The sequence below is a fragment of the Blastococcus sp. SYSU D01042 genome, from assembly GCF_054050515.1.
In genome coordinates, this window is the sequence record NZ_JBJGZM010000004.1 from 145,106 (window position 1) to 164,737 (window position 19,632).

General features: G+C 76.2%; 12 protein-coding genes. 9 read left to right on the forward strand and 3 right to left on the reverse strand.

Annotated features, from left to right (window positions below; all coding sequences use genetic code 11):
- Positions 1-146: 146 nt before the first annotated feature.
- The 4 genes from ACI79H_RS09655 to ACI79H_RS09670 all read left to right on the forward strand — a co-directional run bounded on the left by ACI79H_RS09655 (position 147) and on the right by ACI79H_RS09670 (position 6,500).
- Positions 147-2,705: a glycoside hydrolase family 65 protein gene (locus ACI79H_RS09655; protein ID WP_456554156.1), complete on the forward strand. Its 2,559-nt coding sequence runs from the start codon at positions 147-149 to the stop codon at positions 2,703-2,705.
- Positions 2,693-4,105, forward strand: a complete 1,413-nt coding sequence (locus ACI79H_RS09660) for a wax ester/triacylglycerol synthase family O-acyltransferase (RefSeq protein WP_456554157.1) — start codon at positions 2,693-2,695, stop codon at positions 4,103-4,105. The genes ACI79H_RS09655 and ACI79H_RS09660 overlap by 13 nt, the downstream gene beginning before the upstream one ends.
- A complete protein-coding gene (locus ACI79H_RS09665; protein WP_456554158.1) occupies positions 4,102-5,418 on the forward strand; it encodes a WS/DGAT domain-containing protein in 1,317 nt (438 codons plus the stop codon). Before ACI79H_RS09660 ends, ACI79H_RS09665 begins: the two co-directional genes overlap by 4 nt.
- Before the next feature lie 119 nt (positions 5,419-5,537).
- The gene (locus ACI79H_RS09670) at positions 5,538-6,500 is read left to right on the forward strand and encodes a universal stress protein (protein ID WP_456554159.1); all 963 of its coding nucleotides are present in this window, start codon (positions 5,538-5,540) and stop codon (positions 6,498-6,500) included.
- On the opposite strand, the gene ACI79H_RS09675 is transcribed toward ACI79H_RS09670, so the two are convergent.
- On the reverse strand, positions 6,472-8,142 hold the full coding sequence (locus ACI79H_RS09675; protein ID WP_456554160.1) for an RIO1 family regulatory kinase/ATPase domain-containing protein: 1,671 nt from the start codon (positions 8,140-8,142) through the stop codon (positions 6,472-6,474). The genes ACI79H_RS09670 and ACI79H_RS09675 overlap by 29 nt on opposite strands.
- Before the next feature lie 129 nt (positions 8,143-8,271).
- Between ACI79H_RS09675 and ACI79H_RS09680 the strand changes: the two genes are divergently transcribed.
- Both ACI79H_RS09680 and ACI79H_RS09685 read left to right on the forward strand, forming a co-directional pair.
- Positions 8,272-10,647, forward strand: coding sequence for a phosphatase PAP2 family protein (locus ACI79H_RS09680; RefSeq protein WP_456554161.1), 2,376 nt, complete (start codon positions 8,272-8,274; stop codon positions 10,645-10,647).
- Positions 10,648-10,879: 232 nt separating this feature from the next.
- The gene (locus tag ACI79H_RS09685) at positions 10,880-13,477 is read left to right on the forward strand and encodes a cation-translocating P-type ATPase (RefSeq protein ID WP_456554162.1); all 2,598 of its coding nucleotides are present in this window, start codon (positions 10,880-10,882) and stop codon (positions 13,475-13,477) included.
- Between the two features lie 449 nt (positions 13,478-13,926).
- Here ACI79H_RS09685 and ACI79H_RS09690 read toward each other — a convergent pair whose 3' ends face one another.
- Positions 13,927-15,486, reverse strand: a complete 1,560-nt coding sequence (locus ACI79H_RS09690) for a DUF4389 domain-containing protein (protein WP_456554163.1) — start codon at positions 15,484-15,486, stop codon at positions 13,927-13,929.
- A 266-nt stretch (positions 15,487-15,752) separates the two neighbouring features.
- Here ACI79H_RS09690 and ACI79H_RS09695 point away from each other — a divergent pair, with 266 nt between their 5' ends.
- The 3 genes from ACI79H_RS09695 to ACI79H_RS09705 are packed head-to-tail and all read left to right on the forward strand — an operon-like array spanning position 15,753 to position 18,708.
- Positions 15,753-16,901, forward strand: a complete 1,149-nt coding sequence (locus ACI79H_RS09695) for an Acg family FMN-binding oxidoreductase (RefSeq protein WP_456554164.1) — start codon at positions 15,753-15,755, stop codon at positions 16,899-16,901.
- Between the two features lie 53 nt (positions 16,902-16,954).
- On the forward strand, positions 16,955-18,010 hold the full coding sequence (locus ACI79H_RS09700) for a lysylphosphatidylglycerol synthase transmembrane domain-containing protein (RefSeq protein WP_456554165.1): 1,056 nt from the start codon (positions 16,955-16,957) through the stop codon (positions 18,008-18,010).
- Positions 18,007-18,708, forward strand: a complete 702-nt coding sequence (locus ACI79H_RS09705) for a phosphatase PAP2 family protein (RefSeq protein ID WP_456554166.1) — start codon at positions 18,007-18,009, stop codon at positions 18,706-18,708. Before ACI79H_RS09700 ends, ACI79H_RS09705 begins: the two co-directional genes overlap by 4 nt.
- Here ACI79H_RS09705 and ACI79H_RS09710 read toward each other — a convergent pair.
- The gene (locus ACI79H_RS09710) at positions 18,627-19,625 is read right to left on the reverse strand and encodes a zinc-dependent alcohol dehydrogenase family protein (RefSeq protein ID WP_456554167.1); all 999 of its coding nucleotides are present in this window, start codon (positions 19,623-19,625) and stop codon (positions 18,627-18,629) included. The two genes, ACI79H_RS09705 and ACI79H_RS09710, sit on opposite strands and share 82 nt — an antisense overlap.
- Positions 19,626-19,632: the final 7 nt, after the last annotated feature.

The following is a 19,632-nucleotide window of genomic DNA, read 5'->3' on the forward strand; positions in this document are numbered from 1 at the left end:
GGACGACATCTGGGCCGACCATCGAAGCGGCCTCCTCGAGGTCCGGCGCGGGTCGTTCCCCGGCGGGCTCGCAGGGCCCCTCGACCCGCGGGGGGAGAGCCGTCCGGCCGTAGCCGGGACACCGTCCGCCTCGCCAGGGTCACCGCATGGACCGAGCGAACGCCCTGGGCCGGCCCGGGGGCGCCGTCGGGCGCCACGGTGCGAGCGGGATGCGGGGTGACCCGGTGCCGCCGGCCCCCGCTCGGGGAGAGTCGACCGTCGTGCGCCCGGACAGCGACTGGGTGCTGCGCTACGAAGGGCTCGACCCCGCTGCCGAGCCGCTGCGCGAGGCCCTCTGCGCCCTGGGCAACGGCCGGTTCGTCACACGCGGGGCCGCACCGGAGTCACGCGCCGACGGCGTGCACTACCCCGGGACCTACGCCGCCGGCGTGTACGACCGGTCCGTCGACCAGGTCGCCGGTCACGTCCTCGAGCACGAGAGCATCGTCAACCTCCCCGACTGGCAGTCCCTCACGTTCCGCATCGACGACGGCCCGTGGCTCGACCTCGCGGCCTCGACGGTGGTGGAGCACGTGCAGGAACTCGACGTGCGCCGCGGGGTGCTCACCCGCCGGTTCGTGGTCGAGGACGCCGCCGGCCGGCGCACCAGGGTCAGCCAGCGGCGCCTGGTGTCCATGGCGGATCCCCTGCTGGCGGCGCTTGAGTGCACCGTGGTGGCGGAGAACTGGTCCGGGCGGCTGACCGTCCGGTCCGCGCTGGACGGGGACGTGGCCAACCGGGGTGTCGCCCGGTACCGGGGGTTGGCCGACCGTCACCTGTCCCTCGAGTCCGCGACCTACCGGGCCGGGATCCTCGGCCTCGTCGTCCGGACGCGGCAGTCGCACGTCCGGATCGCCCTGGCCGCCCGGCACCGCCTCCTCGTGGACGGCGTGGACCGGGCGACGGTTCACCGGTCGACCACCGGCGGCGCGCGGCCGGCCGTCGACCTCGTCGTCGACAGCGTGCCCGGCCGGGTGGTGACCGTGGAGAAGGTCGTCGCGCTGTGCACGTCGCGGGACCGGGGCATCGGGGAACCGGCCGAGGAGGCGGTACGGGCCGTCCGGGACGCGCCGGTGTTCGACGTCGTCCTCACCCGGCACGTGCAGGAGTGGTCCGACCTGTGGGAGCGGTGCGACGTGGAGGTCGAGGGGCAGGCCCGGACCTCCCTCGTCCTCCGGCTGCACGTCTTCCACCTGCTGCAGACCGTGTCCCGCCACAGCATCGACCTCGACGTCGGCCTGCCGGCGCGGGGACTGCACGGCGAGGCCTACCGCGGTCACGTGTTCTGGGACGAGGTGTTCGTCCTGCCCTTCCTGGTCCTGCGCCTGCCCGCCGTCGCCCGGGCCATGCTGATGTACCGCTGGCGGCGGCTCCCGCGCGCACGGGCCGCGGCACGGGCCGCCGGGCGTCGCGGCGCGCTGTACCCGTGGCAGAGCGGGTCCAGCGGCCGCGAGGAGTCGCCGACGGTCCACCTGAACCCCCGATCCGGGCGCTGGGTCCCGGACAACTCGGCTCTGCAGCGGCACATCGGCCTGGTGGTCGCCTACAACACGTGGCGGTACCACGAGGCCACCGGGGACACGGCCTTCCTGGTGGAGCACGGTGCCGAGATCATCCTGGAGGTCGCGGCCTACTGGGCGGACCTGGCGAGCTACGACCGGGTCGCCGACCGGTACGACCTGTGCGCCGTGATGGGGCCGGACGAGTACCACGACGCGCTGCCCGACGCCGAGCACCCGGGGTTGGACGACAACGCGTACACGAACGTGATGGCGTCCTGGACGCTGGCACGCGCGCTGGAGTGCCTGGCGATGCTGCCGCCCCGCCGCCGCACCGTTCTCCTGGCCCGGCTCGGCATCACCGAGCCGGACCTGCGCCGGTGGGAGCACGTGAGCCGCCGGCTGCGCCTGGTCTGGCACGCCGACGGGGTGCTCAGCCAGTTCCGCGGCTACGAGCAGCTGGACGAGTTCGACTGGACGGGCTACCGGGAGCGGTACGGCGACATCAGCCGGCTGGACCGCATCCTCGAGGCGGAGGGGGACTCGCCCAACCGGTACAAGCTCTCGAAGCAGGCCGACGTCCTGATGCTGTTCCACCTCTTGAGCGCCGACGAGTTCTACGCCGTGCTGGACCGGCTCGGCTACGGCCACGACCGGACCACGATCCCCCGGACCGTCGCCTACTACACGGCCCGGACGTGCCACGGGTCCACGCTCTCGCGCGTCGTGCACTCGTGGGTCCTCGCGCGCGGTGACCGCCCCCGGGCCTGGGCCTTCTTCCTGGAGGCGCTGGACAGCGACATCGCCGACGTCCAAGGCGGGACGACCGGTGAGGGGATCCACCTCGGCGCCATGGCCGGGACGGTCGACCTCCTGCAACGGGGATTCACCGGGCTCGAGACGCGGGACGGGGCGCTGGGCTTCGACCCCTACCTCCCGGAAGCCCTCACCGGCATGCGCTTCCGCCTGCAGTACCGGCAGCACGCGGAGCTCGCCGTGGAGATCACGCAGGGCACGCTGACCGTCGGCACCGACGGTCAGGTGCACCCCGACCTCCCGGTGCGCGTCCGCGACGAGGAGTTCCACCTCGAACCGGGCGGCGGCCTCCGGGTGGAGCTGCGCCGCCGACCCCGGCTCGTCGAGGAGGGCGCGGCATGGACCGCATGAGCCCCCTGGACGCCGCGTTCCTGCAGCTGGAGGACGCCCAGCCCGGAGCGTCTCTGGCCATCGGCTCGGTCGCGGTGTTCGACGGGCCGGCACCGGGCCCCGGGGAGGTGCGCAGCGCCATCGCAGGCCGGCTGCCGCTGATCCCCCGCTACCGGCAACGGGTGCGGGAGGTGCCGCTGGACCTCGGGCCGCCGGTCTGGGTCGACGCCGCCGACTTCGCCCTCGAGGACCACGTGCGCACGATGACCCTGCCCGCCCCCGGAGGCGACCGTGAGCTGGCCGAGCTGATGGGACGGTTCATGGCCGCGCGGCTGGACCGCAGCCGGCCCCTGTGGGAGTACTGGCTGGTCGACGGTCTGGCGGAGGGACGCTGGGCGCTCCTCTCCAAGGTCCACCACTGCATGGTCGACGGGGTGTCCGGCACCGATCTGTACCGGGTCGTGTTCGACCCGACGGCCGAGCCGGGGCCAGCCGTGCCGGACGACTGGCGCCCCGGACCGCTCCCCTCGACGGCCGGGCTCGCCCTGCTGGCCGTCCGTGACCTGGCGCAGCTGCCGGTGGGTGGAGCACGAGCCCTGGTGGGTGCCGCCCGGCACCCCGGGACGCTCGGCCGGACCGTGGCGAGCACGGTCCGCGGCACGGCCGGCCTGGCGAGGGCGCTGCTCCCGACGCGCGCGTCCTCCCTGACCGGCCCTCTCTCGGCCGGCCGTCGCTTCGCGGTCGCCCGGGGCACCGTCGCCGACGTCTCCGCCGTCCGGCACCGGCTCGGGGGCACGTTCAACGACGTGGTGATGGCCGCGGTGACCGGCGGGCTGCGGGAGCTGCTCCTCGCCCGCCGCGAGCAGCCCACGCCGCACCGCATCCGCTCCTTGGTCCCGGTGGACGTCCGGGCGCCCGGCGAGGCCGCCATCCGGGACAACCGGGTGTCGTGCATGCTCGCCGACCTGCCGGTGGACATCGCCGACCCGGAGCGACGCCTGGCCGCCGTCCGGGAGCTCTTCCGCGGGCTGAAGGCCGAGCACGAGGCCGAGGCCGGCGCGGTCCTGGTCCGGCTGGCCGGGCTCGAGCCCTTCCCGCTGGTCGCACCGGCGCTGCGACTGGTCTGGCACCTGCCGCAGCGCAGCATCACCACCGTCACCACCGATGTCCGCGGGCCGGCCGATCCGCTGTACGCGCTGGGCCGGCGCTGCGTCGAGATCCTCCCGTACGTGCCGATCGCCAGCCGGCTGCGCATCGGGATCGCCGTCTTCACCTACGCCGGGCGGCTGACCTTCGGCATCACCGGCGACGCCGAGGCGGCCCCCGACGTCGAGCTCCTGGCGCGGGCCATCGAGGGCGGCCTGGCCGAGCTGGTCGCGCTCGTCGGCCCCTCCCGTGGCGACGGGGACGCGGCGTCATGAGCCGGCGTCCCATGTCCGTCGAGGACTCGTTCTGGCTCACCCTCGACCGGCCGGAGAACCCGATGGCGGTCACCTCCCTGCTGTGGACCACCCGCGAGGTCGACCCGGACCGGTTCCGCGCTCTGGTCCGCACGCGGCTGCTCGGCCGCCACCCGGTGCTGCGGCAACGGCCCGTCGTGCACGGAGGTCTCCTCCGTCGGGCCGAGTGGGAGGACGACCCGCACTTCGACCTGGGCCGGCACGTGCTGGTCGGACCGGCCCCGGGTGGCGGGGACCGGGCGGCGCTGCGGCGGTTCGTGGGCGAGCAGCGCGGCCTCCTGCTCGGCCGGGCGCACCCGATGTGGCGGGTTCACCTGCTGCAGGGCTACGGGAGCGGCAGCGCCGTGGTCGTGCGCTTCCACCACTCGATCGCCGACGGCATCCGCTCGACGCAGGCGCTGCTGGGCCTGCTCGACCCACTGGATGCGCGACCGCGCGAGCTGGCTGCGCGCGTCGGCCGGGCCGGCCGGCCGCGCGTCGGCCGGCAGGCCGGGCCCGCGGCCCTGCTGCTCAACACGGCGGTGGCAGCGCTGACCGTGGGGTTGTGGACCAACCCGCGGACCGCGCTGGAGGGCCGCCCCGGAGGCGCCAAGGACGCCGCCTGGAGCGATCCGCTGCCGCTCCCGGCCCTCGAGGAGGTGGCGCACCGGACGGGCACGACGCTGAACGACGTCTGCACGGCGCTGGTGTGCGGTGCGCTGGCCCGTCACCTCGAGCGGGGAGGACGGGGACAGGTGCTACCGCCGGACGACGACCGGGTCGCCTGGATGGTGCCGGTCAACCGGGAGCGCCCGGGGACGCACGCCCCGCCGGGGCTGGGCAACCACTTCGCGCTCGTGCTCGTCCCGCTGCCGCACGGCCGGGCGGGTTTCCGCGACCGGCTGGCCGCCGTGCACCGGGCGACGACGCGCATCCGCGACTCGTGGGAGCCGGAGGTGACCTCCGTCCTCAGCCGGGCCATCGCCCTGAGCCCTCCTCCGGTCGGGACGGCGGTCAACCGGTTCTTCGGGGCCAAGGCCGTCGGTGTGCTCACCAACGTTCCCGGTCCCCGCACGGCGATGGCCCTGGCCGGGGTCCCCGTCGCCGGCGTGGTGGGCTGGGCGCCGACCAGCATGCGCCAGGCCCTGACGATCACGATCTTCAGCTATGCGGGCGGGGTGACGATCGGCTTCGGGACCGACCAGGCCGTGGTAGCGGATCCCGAGTCCCTGGTCGCTGCGCTGGAGACCGAGTTCTCCGCCGCGCTGGCGGAGGTCGGCGTCCCCGGTCCGTGACCGAGGGCTCCGGGGCGCGCGACCAAGGCCACTGTCGTTGCCGGTCCTGGGCGGCCGACGCTGGTCCCGCTGAGCGTGCTCCCGCACGCCGCTCGAGGCGCCCCCCCGAGGAGACGGACGTGCAGGCACGGGTCGGTAACCGGCCGGTCGTCGTCGGTGTCGACGGCTCCCGCCCCTCCCACGCGGCTGTGCCCGTGGCCGCGCGGGAAGCGCAGCTCCGCGGAGCCCCGCTGCGGCTGGTGGTGGCGCTCCCCGCGGGTGCCGGCGAGGACCTGCCGGCGCCCGAAGGGCTGGACGGGACGACGGTGCTCCGGGTCGCCGCCGACCTGGTGCTCGAGGGGCTCGAGGCCGAGGTCGCCCGCCACTTCCCCGGTCTGCCGGTGTCCTCCGCGCTGCTGGACGGGCCCGCGTCGGACGTGCTCGTGCGGGAGAGCGCCCACGCGCAGCTGATCACCGTCGGGTCGGCCTCGGCAGGCGCCCTCGAGGACGTGCTGCTCGGGTCGACCGCGGCGGCCCTGGCGCGCCGCGCCCGCTGCCCTCTGCTGGTCGTCCCCGTGCGTCCCACGACCGCCATCCCGGATGCCTCCGGCGTCGTGGTCGGCCTCCCGGGCGATGGCGGCGACGACGAGCTCCTCGCCTTCGCCGTGCGGGCGGCCGCCGACCGGGGCAGCGCGGTGACCGCGGTGCACACGTGGCGGCACACCGCGCCGGGCGTGCTGCACCTGGCTCTGGAGCCGCTGGGCTCCGCGGTCGCCGCCGAGCGTCGCGAGGAGGCCGTGCTCTACGACGTCATCGACCGCGCCGGGGACCTGCCGGTGCCGGTGCACCCGGTGGTCCGGCGCGCCGGTGCCGCCGAGACGCTGCTCGCCGCAGCCCTCACGGCGGAGCTGCTCGTCGTGGGGCACCGCCACGACGGCGGGGGGCACCTGCGGTCCGTGACCTCCGCCGTCCTGCACCGCTCCACGTGCCCGGTCGCCGTCCTCCCCCTGGGCGCTCCCACCGGTGACCGGGCCGGGGCCGGTCGGACGAGGCGCGGGGCGTCCGGGTCCGGCGTCACAGCAGGCCCCCCGCCCGCAGGTTGAGCGCGATCAGGCCGGCGACCAGGAGCGCTCCCCCGACCGTCCCGACGGCCAGCAGGACCCGTCGGGCACTCCAGCGCTGCACGCTGATGCGGGGGTGCTCGGGGAGGCGGCAGCGGAACTCGGCCACCAGGTCGCCATCCCTGGCCTCCACCATCCGACGCAGCTGCCGCGGCACGGTGAGCGAGCTGGTCGTGGCGAAGGCCTCCGCGAGCTCCAGCGGCGTGAAGCTGCGCAGGGCGCGGTCGAGCACCCGCTCCGGGCCGGCAGCGAGCGCGCAGACCAGGAGCACGTTGGCCAGGTCCACGGCCTGTCGCCAGCGCGAGGGCCGCAGCTCGCCGAAGGAGACGTCGACCAGCACGACGCGGTCCCCCTGGACCAGGACGTTGGACGGCTTCACGTCCCGGTGGGCCGCGCCTGCTGCCCACAGCTGCCGTACCTGGTGCAGCGCGTCGTCGACGATGGCGTCGCTCATGCCGGACTCCAGGATCTCGACCGCGTCCGGGACCAGCTCGGTGACGAGGAGGTACTCCTCCCCCGGCAGCACCTCCACCACCCCGACCGGCGCGGGGACGCGCACGCCGCCGTCGCGCAGCAGCCGCAGCATGTAGTCCTCGTGCTCGACCAGCCGGCGCACCGAGGAGAACGGTGCCTCGTCCTCGACGCGTCCGTAGCGCAGGACGCGGAACAGCTTGTACCAGCGGTCGGAGCGCAGGTGCGTGCGCGAGTACAGCTTGCCGAACAGCACGTCGTCCGGGCCGCCGGCGAGGTGGAGCCGGCACGGGGTCGAGCCGGCGGAGCCGTCCAGGCGGTAGGGCTCGATCGACGCCAGCTCGAGCCCGAGCTGGTCCCGGACAGCGGCGCGGATGCGCTCGGTCCGCTGCGCGTCCAGCGCCAGATGGGCCTTGACCCGCCGGCGGTAGGTGACCGGGAAGGCATCCTCCGGGGCGAGCACCGAGAAGACGACGACGGCGGCGCCGGAGCCGAGGACGGCACTGGCGGCGGCGGTGGAGGCGTCGTCCAGGCCGAGCGCGATGCGGGGGGCGGTGCAGGCGACGAGCAGGAGCACGACAGCTGCCCACCCCCAGCGACGGACCGGGCCGGACGGCGTGAGGACGTGCAGCGTGGCGACCGCCACGGTGGCCAGCACGACGTCGGGCCAGGCCGACAGGGCGAAGGCGGCGTCGGAACCGGTCAGCCCCTCCCGGACGGCCCGCACCAGCACGGCCTCCCCGGCGGCCACCTGCGCCACGGCGGCGACCACCGAGACGGTGCCCAGGTAGACCAGCAGGTGCCGCCACCGCGCCGTCCACACCAGCAGCAGAGCGGTGGGCACCCAGAGCGCCCGGTAGCCGAGCTCGGCGCCGAGCCTGGTCAGGTCGGCGGCCAGCCCTCCGTCACGCCCGTCGGGAGCCAGCAGATCGCTGACGGCGCGGTCGAGCGCCGGCAGCCCACCCGGCCGTCCGGACCACAGGACGAGCAGCACCGTGGCCGCCGCCATGGCCGCGCTCCAGGCCCACACCCGCGGTGGGACCGGCCGCCGCAGCAGCCGATCCCGGCCCGAGGGGCGCCGGCCGTCCCCGCCGTCCGGCCACGACGGCCGGCGGATGCCAGGACCCGGCAGCCCGGGGCGGAGATCCCTCACCTCCCCATCCTGGTGCCCCACGAGCCACCCGGCCCGGGACGCGGGGCCCTCCCCACCGGGTCCTTGGTCCTCGCGCCCCGGGTCCGTGGTCGGCAGACCCGGGGAGGGCCCAGCCGCTGCACTGTCCGGGTGACCACTCGCCTCGCTCCCGCTCCGCCGGCGGTCGACGCGGCCGCCCCGTCCACGGTCGGGCCCGCGCGTGTCGTGCGGCTGGGGACCGACCTCGTCCGCGTCGGCCTCGGCCTGACCGTCCTCGGCGTCGGGTTCCTGCTCACCCAGCAGGGCGAGCTCTCGGCGATCGAGCGCGACGCCTTCCGTCTCGTCAACGACCTGCCCGGGCTGGTCCTGCCGGCCGTCTGGGTCGTCATGCAGCTCGGCAACGTGGTCGCGGTACCGGTGGTCGCTGCCGTCGCGGCGCTGTTCCGACGATTCCGCACCGCCCGGGACCTGCTGGTGTCGGGGCTGCTGGCCTACGTCGCGGCCGACCTGGTGAAGTCGGTGGTCGGCCGCGAGCGGCCGGGCGGCCTCCCGGTCGGGGCCGTCCTCCACGAGGGCCCGATCGGCGGCATCGGCTTCGTCTCCGGCCACTCCGCCGTCGCGGCGGCCCTGGCCACGGCCGTCGCGCCCTACCTCTCCCGCCGCGGACGGCGGATCGTGTGGTCCCTGGCCTGGAGCGTGGCGCTGGCCCGCGTCTACGTCGGCGCCCACCTCCCGCTGGACATCCTCGGAGGCCTCGCGCTGGGGTGGGCCATCGGCTCTGCCGTGCACCTGCTGTTCGGGATACCGCGCCCGACCGTGCGCCCGAGCCGGGTCGAGACGCTGCTCGGCGCCGTCGGCCTGGGCGGCACCCGGGTGCGGCCGGCGCCCGTCCGCGCCCGCAGCTCCCACCCGTTCATCGGCGTCGCCCCCGACGGTGTCCTCCTGTACGTGAAGTACCTGGAGCCCGACCGTGCGGAGCGCGACTGGCTGCACCGGCTGTGGCGGCTGCTGTGGGTCCGCGACGTCAAGGACGACGACGCCCTCGCCCCGCTCGGGCACCAGGCCGAGCACGAGGCCGTCGCGGCCATGGCCGCGCGAGCCCGGGGGGTCCGGGTACCGCAGGTGATCGTGGCCACCGGCACCGACCGGCAGGCGGTCGTCGTCCAGGAGCACGTGGCCGGCCGTCCGCTGGACACCCTGGAGCCGGCCGAGGTGACGCCTGCCCTGCTGCGGGAGGTCTGGCACCAGGTGCGCCTGCTGCACGCCGCCCGCGTCGCGCACCACGATCTGGTGGCGTCCAGCGTCCTGGTCGACGAGGACGGCCGGCCGTGCCTGGTGGACTTCGGCAACGCCCGGACCGGCGCCGCGGACGACGCCATGGCTGACGACGTCGCCGAGCTGCTCGCCTCCCTCGCCGTCCGCCTGGACCCCCACCTGGTGCTGGACGGCGCAGTCGCCGTGCTCGGGGCGGAGGCGGTCGCCGCGGCGCTGCCCTCCCTCGCTCCGCTGACGCTGTCCGCGGAGACCCGCGAGCGGCTGCGCGACCAGCCGGACCGGCTGACCGCGCTGCGGGCAGCCGTGCGGACCCGGTTGGGCCTGCCCGATCCGGGCCGCCCGGCGTGGCCACGCCCCGGCACGGCGGCCGTGGCCGCGGTCGCGGCCGGCAGCGCCGCCGTCCTCGGGCTCCTCCTGGTCGAGTCCGGCGGCGCGGTGCTGGAGACGATCGAGCGCGGCGGCTGGCGCTGGCTCGGCGGTGCCGCGGTGCTCGCGGGGTTCGCCCGGGTGGCGGCCGCCGCATCCGCGCTCGCCACCGTCGACCGGCGGATCGCCGTCGGCCGCGTCCTGGGCCTCCGGTCGGTCCAGGACAGCGCCTCCCTGCTGCACGGTCGCGATGGCCGGCGCCGGGCCGCCGAGCGGTTCCTCGAGAGCGCCGGTGTGCTGCCGGAGGCGGCCGCGGTGGCGGTGCGGCGGGCCCGCGCCGGCACCGTGGCGGGCGCGGCCGTCGTTGTCGCCACCGCGCTCGCCCTGGGGCTCGCCCAGCCGGGGCTCGGCGACTGGCAGGCCCCCGCCGACGCCGTGCGCCCGGCGCTGATCGCCCTCGGCTCGGCCTGCCTCGTGGCGGCCGGCCAGGTGCTCGCCGGCCGGGGTGGTCGCGCGCGGGAGGAGCGGCAGCCGCGCGGGCGCCGTCCCGACGCCGCGCCCGGGCGCTGGGCCCTGCAGATCGGGTGGGCTGCGCTCGGGACCGCGCTGGAGGCGGCTGCGCTGGCCTGCGCGGTGCAGGCGGCCGGCGGACAGGCCGCCGTCCTCCCTGTGGCCGCCGGCTATGCCGCCCTGCGCCTGCTCTGGACCGCGGTCCCGCTCACCGCACTGCCCGGTGCTGCCGAGGCCGCACTCGTCGCCCTGCTGGTCGCGCTCGGCGTGCCGCTGGCCGACGCGTGCGCTGCCGTGCTGATCGCCCGGGCGCTCACCTTCTGGATCCCCGCGGCCCTGGGCGCCGTGACGGCCCGGCGGGGCCCGGCCTGGTGACGTGGATCCGACCGTTCGTCCACGGGTCGGAGGTCCCGCGCCGCGGCGGCGCCCCGGGACGAAGGGCTCACCGGCGCAGGACCTCGGGCCACCGCGCGGGGCCCGGGCACGTCGGAGGGTGGACGGGGCGGGCCGGAGGAGCCGGCCGGCGCACGAGGGAGCGAGTCATGCCCGAGCAGGTGGAGCACGCGGACCCCCGTGCCGAGGCGCGCGGCACGACGCCGGGACCGCGGTGAGCGCCGGCTCCGGCGCCCTGTCCCGGGCCGACGTCGCACCCACGGGCCTGACCGCCGCGGAAGCGGCGGCCCGCAGACCGCCGGACGGCAACCGGCTGCCGGTCGAGCGACCCCCCTCGCCCGTGCGCCTGCTGCTCGCCCAGCTGGTGCACTTCTTCGCGCTCCTGCTCTGGGCGGCGTCGGTGCTCGCGTTCTTCGGCGGCATGCCGCAGCTCGCGGTCGCCATCGCCGTCATCGTCGTCCTCAACGGCGTCTTCGCCTTCGTGCAGGAGTACCGCGCCGACCGGGCGGCCGAGGCACTCCGGGACCTGGTCCCACACCGCGTCACCGTGATCCGGGACGGGGCGCGCCAGGAGATCGACGCGGTCGACCTGGTGGTCGGCGACCTGGTGCTCCCCGAAGCCGGGGACCGGGTGGCCGCCGCCCTGCGGTTGCTCGACGTGCACGGCGTCCGGGTGGACGAGGCGATGCTCACCGGGGAGAGCGAGCCGGTGGGCAAGGACCCCGGCGACGACGTGGCGGCCGGCTGCTTCGTCGTGGAGGGCGAGGGCACCGCCGTCGTCACCGCGATCGCCGGGGACACCCGGCTGGCGTCCATCGCCTCGATGACCCGGTCGGTGGAGCGCGCCAAGACCCCCCTGGCCAGGGAGCTGGACCGGCTGGTCCGGACGATCACCGTGCTCGCCCTCGGCATCGGAGCCGTCTGCTTCCTCGCCGGCGTCCTGCTCGGCCTGCCGCTGAGCGACGGCTTCCTCTTCGCCGTGGGCGTCACGGTCGCGCTCGTGCCCGAGGGGCTCCTCCCCACGGTGACCCTCTCGCTGGCCCGCAGTGCCCAGCTGCTGGCCGGCCGGCACGCGCTGGTGCGCCGGCTGGAGTCGGTGGAGACGCTGGGTGCCACGACCTTCATCTGCACCGACAAGACCGGCACGCTGACCCAGAACCGGATGGCGGTGCTCGAGGTCTGGACCCCGGCCGGCAGGGTGCGCGTCCGCGGCGAGGGTTACCAACCGGTCGCCGAGGTCGACGGCCCGCCCGAGGCCGTCGGCGCCGGTCAGGTCCTCGCCCGCACCGCCGCCGTCTGCTCGACCGGGCACGTCCGCCAGGACGGGTCCACCTGGTCGGCGGTCGGTGACCCGATGGAGGCCGCCATCGACGCCCTCGCCCGCCGGCTGGGCGTGCCCGGCGCCGTGACGGGCGCGCCCGAGGCGGCGCGACGGTTCCCCTTCGATCCCCGACGGCGCCGGATGTCCGTCTGGGACGACGGGGTCCTCTCGCTCAAGGGCGCTCCCGACAGCGTGCTCCCCCTGTGCGCTCCGGATCCCGCCGCCGCGGAGGAGGCGGCACGCATGTCGGCGCGCGGGCTGCGCGTCCTGGCGGTCGCCCGGCGGACCGGTCCGCTGCCGGTCGATGCCGACGCCGACACCGCGGAGCGCGACCTCGAGCTGCTGGGCCTCATCGGCCTGGAGGACCCGCCGCGCCCGAGCGTGCACGACGCCCTGGCCGAGTGCCGCCGGGCCGGCATCGCGGTCGCCATGGTCACCGGGGACTCCGGCGCCACCGCCGAGGCGATCGCCCGGCAGACCGGCCTGTGGCGCGAGGGCAGCAGCCGGGTCGTGCACGGCGCCGACCTGCCGGAGGACGACGCTGCGCTGGGCGCGCTCCTCGATGCCGACGGCATGGTGCTCTGCCGGGTGCAGCCGGAGGACAAGCTGCGCATCGCCGGCGCGCTGCGCGCGCGAGGGCACGTGGTCGCCATGACCGGTGACGGGGTCAACGACGGGCCGGCGCTGCGTGCCGCCGACATCGGGGTCGCGATGGGCCTGACGGGCACCGACGTGGCGCGGCAGGCCGCGGACCTGGTGCTCCTGGACGACGACTTCGCGACGATCGTCGCCGCCGTCCGCCAGGGCCGGACGACGTTCGCGAACATCCGCCGCTTCCTCACCTACCACCTGACCGACAACGTGGCCGAGCTCGCGCCCTTCGTGGTCTTCACGGCCACGGGTGGCGCCGTGCCGCTGGCGCTCTCGGTGCTCCAGGTCCTCAGCCTGGACATCGCCACCGACCTGCTGCCGGCGCTCGCGCTGGGCGCCGAGCCGTCCTCGCCCCGGGTGCTGGACGGGCCGCCGCCGCGCCGGCGCCTGGTGGACGGCGGGTTGCTGCGCCGGGCGCTGGGGCTCCTCGGCCCGGTCGAGGCCACCGTGGCGATGGGGGCGTTCCTGACCGTGCTGCTGGGGGCGGGCTGGTCCTACGGGGAGGACGTCTCCTCCACGACGCTGGCGGGCGCCTCCGGAGCGGCGTTCACCGCCGTCGTCCTCGGGCAGTTCGCCAACGCCTTCGCGTGCCGGAGCACCAGCCGGGCGGCATGGCGGCTCCCGTGGCGCGGCAACCGGCTGCTCGTCTGGGCCGTGGGCGTCGAACTGCTCGTCCTGGTCGCCGTGCTGGCCGTCCCCGCCGTCGCGGACCTGCTGGGTCACCGTCCCCCGCCGCTGGCGGGCCTGCTGGTCGCGGTGCTGGCCATCCCGGCCGTGCTCCTCGCCGACGCGTTCGGCAAGCGCCTCGCCGGTCGCCGCCGGACCGGCCGCACGGCCTGACCGGCGCCGCAGAGCACCTGTCCGGCGCGCGCCGCGGTGTCCGCGGCAGCACCGGTCGGATCCCCCCTCGCCGGTGGAACGGCCGGTGGTCGGAGCCGGGCCGGCCGCGGGTCAGCACCACCAGCGCCACGGCGGCGACCTGCAGCACCCGGCGATGACGGCGTCGACCAGCAGGGTGTCCGTCACGAGGACCAGGTGCTCCAGCGCAGTGCCCGCCCGTGGACCGGCAAGTGCGACAACCCCGGAACAGCCGAGCAGAGCGGTCGCGGCCAATGGCGAGGGCGGGGCCCGGAGCCCGTAAGGCGCGGAGGCACGCTCCCGGATCTCCTCCTGCCCGCCCCTACGAGGCCACCACGACGGCGGTCGCAGGTCGTCACCGGCCGGACAGCCGCCCGGCCGGCCGGCTGTGCTCGGCGGGCCGGGCGGCGGAGGCGCCGCTCACGAGCGGCTCATGCCCCTCCCGTCGATCCGGTTGCGCCGAGGTCGTCGCCGCGGACGCCGACGGCCGGCTCGCTGCCGGCCGGGCCGCGGGGCTGCGGCACCTGCTGGACCGCCCACCCGGTCGGCGGAGGCACCGGCCGGGGTCGGTGCACGGCGAGCGCGACGAGGAGAGCACCGGCTCCCGCCAGCACGGCTCCGATGCCCAGCAGCAGTGCGGAGAACCAGGACAGCCCCGGCAGGGTCGCCCCGACCCGGACCTCGCCGGAGACACCCGCGCCGCCGTCGGCGCGCATCACCACGACTGTCCAGTCGCCCTCGGTGGGCCGCCAGTCCAGCACCTGGGTGCCGCTACCGCTGGACGACGCGGTCCACACGTCGGCATCCACCGGCGGCGTGGCCGGCGGTCCGCCGGCGACGTCGACCAGGCCGCGCAACACCTCGTCGTCCCCGTCGGCACGCACGGCGACGTCGCTCACCTCGCTGCGGCCCACTCCGTCCAGGTAGCGCGACACGTCCGCGGTGCGCCCGAGCCCGATGAAGAGCCCGTCGTCGGCACCGGCCGGGGTGACCTCGATGCGCGCCGTGCCCAGGAGCTGGTCGACCGCCCAGTCGAGACCATCGCCCTCGAGCCGGATCCCCTCGGTGGTGACGGCGTACCGCGCGCTGTCGAGGGCGGCGTCCGGGGACACCAGCCAGCCGTCCTCTCGCTGCGTCCGGTCCGCCCACAGCAGCGTGCTGCCACCGCCGAAGAAGCCGGTGGACGTCGCGAGCAGCAACGCGCCGGCGACGAGCGCGACGACCCGCCCGGCGGACCATCCGCCGGACGCCGCCTCGGTACCCACGCCTGCCGCACCCGTCGGAGCCGGACCGGCCGGCGCGGGCCCGGCCGGGACCGACCCGGGGTCGGCACCGCCCATGTCCATCCGGAACGGGGGGTAGGCATCGGTCATGAGGCCGGCGTAGGCGGCGACGCGCAGGGCCCACCGGTCCATGCCCAGCACGAAGTCGTAGAGGGGCCGCGGGTAGCGGCCGGTGAACAGCAGGACCACCCCGGCGACGAGGACGAGCAGGGACACCAGCCCGCCGAACCCCCAGTCGTCGTCCCAGATCCCGTCCGCGCCGGTCCCCAGCCAGAGGCCACCGCCCACGAAGACGGCCACCACGACGTAGTGGGGCAGGGCCAGCAGCCACCACTTGACCAGCACGAGCCCGCGGGAGAGCCGCTCCGGGTACGGCACGTCGAGGTGGGCCGGGTAGTCCGGCACCTCGGCGAGGGTGAAGGGCGGGTACCGGTCGGTGCCCAGAGCGCCGTAGCCGTAGTAGTGCACCCGCCAGGTCCAGCGGAGCACGCCGACGTTGTAGTCGAAGAGCGCTCGCGGATAGCGGCCGGTCAGCAGGATCGCGAAGAACGCGATGACGCCGACCACCGTGAAGCCCAGCCACAGGAAGGCCAGCACGACGTAGTGCGGGATCAGCAGCAGCCACTTGACCAGCCACAGCCCGCGCGACAGGGAGTCGTCCAGAGACGCGTCCACCCGCACGGGGTACGGCGTCCGGTTCTCGGTCACGCCGTCCTCCTCTCCGCGCCGATCGGGCGGCGAGGTGCTCGTCACCCCGCGGACCGGCGGTCAGGTCGAGCGTCGCCGTCCGAGCCCGGGACGGGTACGGCCGGGAGGCACACGAGGCGGGGACCTGCGTCGCCGGCGCACAGGGCCTTCCGGCGTCCCGGGGAGCGCGGAGGACGTTCGACCTCGGGCGGGGTGACCGCAGCCCCGGGTGCGGGACCGCCGGCGCGTCCGACGCTGGACCAGCGCCATCGCACCGAGGAGCAGTCATGCCGCCCACCAGCCCTCCCCCGCCATCGTCCGCCGGCCAGGCGGTCCGACCCACCCCCGCCGACGCGCTCGAGGATGCCGCCGACCTGGCGCGACTCGCCCCGTCGGTCCACAACACGCAGCCCTGGCGGCTGGTGCTGCACGGTGAGCGGCTGGAGCTGCACGCCGACCGCACCCGGCAGCTGCCGGCGCTCGATCCGGTCGGCCGCGCCCTCGCCCAGAGCGTCGGCGCCGCGCTCCTCAACGCCCGGGTCTCGCTGGCCGCGGCCGGATGGGCCGCCGTCGTCGAGCGGCTCCCGGATCCGGCCGACCCGGATCTCATGGCCGTGCTGCGACCCGTGGAGGGAGCACCGGACACCGCCCTCGCCGGCCTCGGCCAGGCAGCGCACCTCCGGCACACCAACCGCCGGGCGTTCGACGACGAGAGGCTCCCGGAGGACCTGCTGCGCCACCTCGCGGGCACGGTCGCGGCCGAGGGCGCCCAGCTGGTCCCCGTTCACCAGGAAGGGCACCGGCGGCTCGTGGCGCGGTTGACGCAGCAGGCCGACGCCGTCCAGAACGCCGATCCCGCGTACCGGGCCGAGGTGCGGCGCTGGACCACCCGTCTCCGCGGCAGCGGTGACGGCGTGCCCGCCGCGGTCGTCCCGCACGTCGACGGCCGTCAACGCGACGACGTACCGCTGCGCGACTTCGACAGCGCGGGGAGCGGGTCACTGCCCCCGGCGACGCACTCGACCTCGCGTCAGACGCTGGTCGTCCTCGCCACCCCCCGCGACGACCAGATCTCGTGGCTGCGGGCCGGCGAGGCGCTGGAGCGCCTGCTGCTCGAGCTCACCCTCCGCGGATGGGTCGCCAGTCCGGTGACCCAGGCGATCGAGGTGCCCCTCACGCGGACGCAGCTCCGCTCGGCGCTGACCTGGGACGCCCACCCTCAGATGCTGGTCCGCATCGGCCGTGCCGCGCCGACCCCCGCGCCCCCGCACCGCCGGCGGGACGACGTGGTGGAGAACAGCACCCGGCCGGCCGAGCCCGCGTCACCGCCGCTGCCCGGCCGACCGGGGTGGCCGAGCCCCTCGACGCCGCCCGACGAGGGGACGACGGCGAACCGCCCCGTCTCGGACGGCCGCGGGGGGACGACCTGGGCGTGACCGGTCCTCAGCAGCCCATCGCCGCGGACCCCTGCCGTCAGGACGAACGGCCCATGACGGCGCCGCGCCCGCGCGGGCCCGCCCGGCAGCTGCTGACCGGTCCCGTGGGGCGCACCCTCCTGACGCTGGTGGTCGTCGGCGCCGTCTTCGTCGGCGCGCTGCCGAGGACGGCCGACTACGCCGACGCCTGGGAGCTGGTCCGTGACCTCACCGGCGCGGAGACGGCGCTGGTGATCGGAGCGGCGCTGGTCAACCTGCTCACCTACGCACCCGTGTGGATGGCTGCGCTGCCGGGACTGCGGTTCGGGCAGGCCGTGCTCAGCGACCAGGCGTCGACGGCCGTGTCCAACACCGTGCCGGCCGGGTTCGCCCTCGGGGTCGGGACCAACGCCGCGATGTTCCACTCCTTCGGCTTCTCCGCCGCGCAGATCACGCGCGCCGTCGCGATCACCGGGATCTGGAACAACCTCGTCAAGCTCGGCCTCCCGGCGCTGGCCCTGGGCGGGGTGGCGCTGATCGCGGACGTGCCGCCCGGGCTCGCTGTCGCTGCGGGCGTCGGCAGCGTCCTGCTGCTCGTCGTGGTGGCCGCGCTGGTCGCCGTGGTCGCCCGGCAGGCGGCCGGCGCGATGGTCGCCCGGCTCGCCGAGCGGGCCGTCGGTGCGTTCGCCCGAGCGGCCGGCCGTCGTCCGCCGGCGGGGTGGCCGGAGCGCGCCGAGCGGTTCCGCAGCGGCTCCGTGCAGCTGGTGCGCGACCGGTGGGCCCGGCTCACCGCCGCCGTCGTGATCAGCCACGCGGCACTCTTCACCTTGCTGCTGGTCTGCCTGCACACCGTGGACGGCGGTGGTACCGAGGTGCACTGGCCGGCGGTGCTCGCGGTCTTCGCCGTGACCCGGCTGGTCACCGCGATACCCCTCACCCCGGGCGCCCTGGGCGTGGCGGAGCCCAGCTACGTGGCCGGGTTGACCACGGTCGGCATGAGCGCCACGAGCGCCGCGGCGGCCGTCCTGGTCTTCCGCCTGCTGACGTGGTTCGTCCCCATCCCGTGCGGATCGATCGCGTGGCTCGCCTGGCGGCACGGCGCCGGGCGGACCCGCAGCGGAGCTCCGTGACCGGCTCCGCAACGGCCCGGGCGTACCGCCGGCGGTGGCGCGACGCCCTCGTCGCCGCCGCCGCGGCCGTGGTCGCGGTGGGCTGCTCCGCGTCGGTGGCGTCCGGCCGCGTGGGCAGCGCCGAGGCCGCGGTCTTCCGGTTCCTCAACGGCTGGGCGGACGCGCTGCAGCAACCGCTCTGGCTGTTCCAGCTCCTCGGGGTCCTCGGCATGCCGCTCCTGGTCGCGGTCCCGGCGCTGGTGCTGCACAGGTGGCGGCTGGCGCTCGCGCTCTGCGCGCTCGTGCCCCTGAAACTGCTGCTGCACGGTGGACTGGTGAAGGCACTGGTGCAGCGGCCGCGGCCGGGCAGCACCATCGACGGGGCGATCCTCCGCGACGTCCCCTCCGCCGGCGTCGCGTACCCCTCCGGGCACGCGCTGATCGCCTTCGGCATCGCCGTCCTGCTGTGGCCGTACCTGCGCCATCGGTGGCGTCTCGTCGTCCTGGCACTGGCGCTCCTCAACTCGCTGGCGCGGGTCTACCTCGGCGCGCACGCACCGCTGGACGTGGTCGGTGGCGCAGCCCTGGGGGTGCTCCTGGGCGCGATGCTGTGCCTGCTGGCCGGTGTCCCCGCCGCTCAGGTGTGCAGCACGGCCGCGCCGCCGAACCGGCCGGCGGCGAGGTCGGTGAGGGCCAGCGGCGCGTCGTCCAGCGAGTAGGACGTCGTGGTGGCCCGCACGCCGAGGCGGATGGCGAGGCGGAGGAACTCCTCACCGTCGCGGCGGGTGTTCGCGGTGACGCTGCGCAACCGCCGTTCCCGGAAGAGCTCGGCGTCGTAGTCCAGCGCCGGGATGGACGACAACCAGATCCCCGCGACGGCGAGGGTCCCGCCGGCGTCGAGCGCCCGCAGCGCCGGCGGCACCAGCTCCCCGGCGGGCGCGAAGAGGATCGCACCGTCCAGGGGCTCCGGCGGGGCGTCGGCGGCGCCGCCCACGGAGTCGACGCCGAGCTGGTGCGCCAGGCGCCGGTCGTGCTCCCCGCGGGTCAGCACGTGCACCCGCAGGCCCTGCGCGAGCGCGACCTGCGCGGCGAGGTGGGCGCTGCCGCCGAAGCCGTAGATGCCCAGCCGGCCGCCTGGCGGGACCTCGGCGAGACGGAGCGCGCGGTAGCCGATGATGCCGGCGCACAGGAGCGGTGCGGCCTGCTCGTCGGGCAGCCCATCGGGCAGCCGGTAGGCGAACCGTTCGTCCACCAGGCAGGCATCGGCGTAGCCGCCGTCGAGGTCCCAGCCGGTGAACTGCGGCGCGGTGCAGAGGTTCTCGTCGCCGCGGCGGCAGAACCGGCACGTGCCGTCCGTGCGCCCCAACCACGGCACGCCCACCCGGTCCCCCAGCCGGAGGCGGGTCACCCCGATGCCGGTGGCCCCGACGCGGCCGACCACCTCGTGCCCCGGTGTGACCCCCTGCCCGTGCGGTGGCAGGTCGCCCTCGGCGAGGTGGAGGTCGGTGCGGCACACGCCGCAGCAGACGACGTCGACACGGACCTGTCCCGGGCCGGGTTCGGGCACCGGACGTTCGACCCGGACGAGGGGCCCGGCGTCGATGGGCGCCGGCGTGCCGACCACCCAGGCGCGCATCCGCCGG

Coding starts and splice junctions, on each gene's coding strand:
- ACI79H_RS09655 (WP_456554156.1), top strand. CDS start 147: ATGGACCGAGCGAACGCCCTGGGCCGGCCCGGGGGCGCCGTCGGGCGC.
- ACI79H_RS09660 (WP_456554157.1), top strand. CDS start 2,693: ATGGACCGCATGAGCCCCCTGGACGCCGCGTTCCTGCAGCTGGAGGAC.
- ACI79H_RS09665 (WP_456554158.1), top strand. CDS start 4,102: ATGAGCCGGCGTCCCATGTCCGTCGAGGACTCGTTCTGGCTCACCCTC.
- ACI79H_RS09695 (WP_456554164.1), top strand. CDS start 15,753: ATGCCGCCCACCAGCCCTCCCCCGCCATCGTCCGCCGGCCAGGCGGTC.
- ACI79H_RS09700 (WP_456554165.1), top strand. CDS start 16,955: ATGACGGCGCCGCGCCCGCGCGGGCCCGCCCGGCAGCTGCTGACCGGT.
- ACI79H_RS09710 (WP_456554167.1), bottom strand. CDS start 19,625: ATGCGCGCCTGGGTGGTCGGCACGCCGGCGCCCATCGACGCCGGGCCC.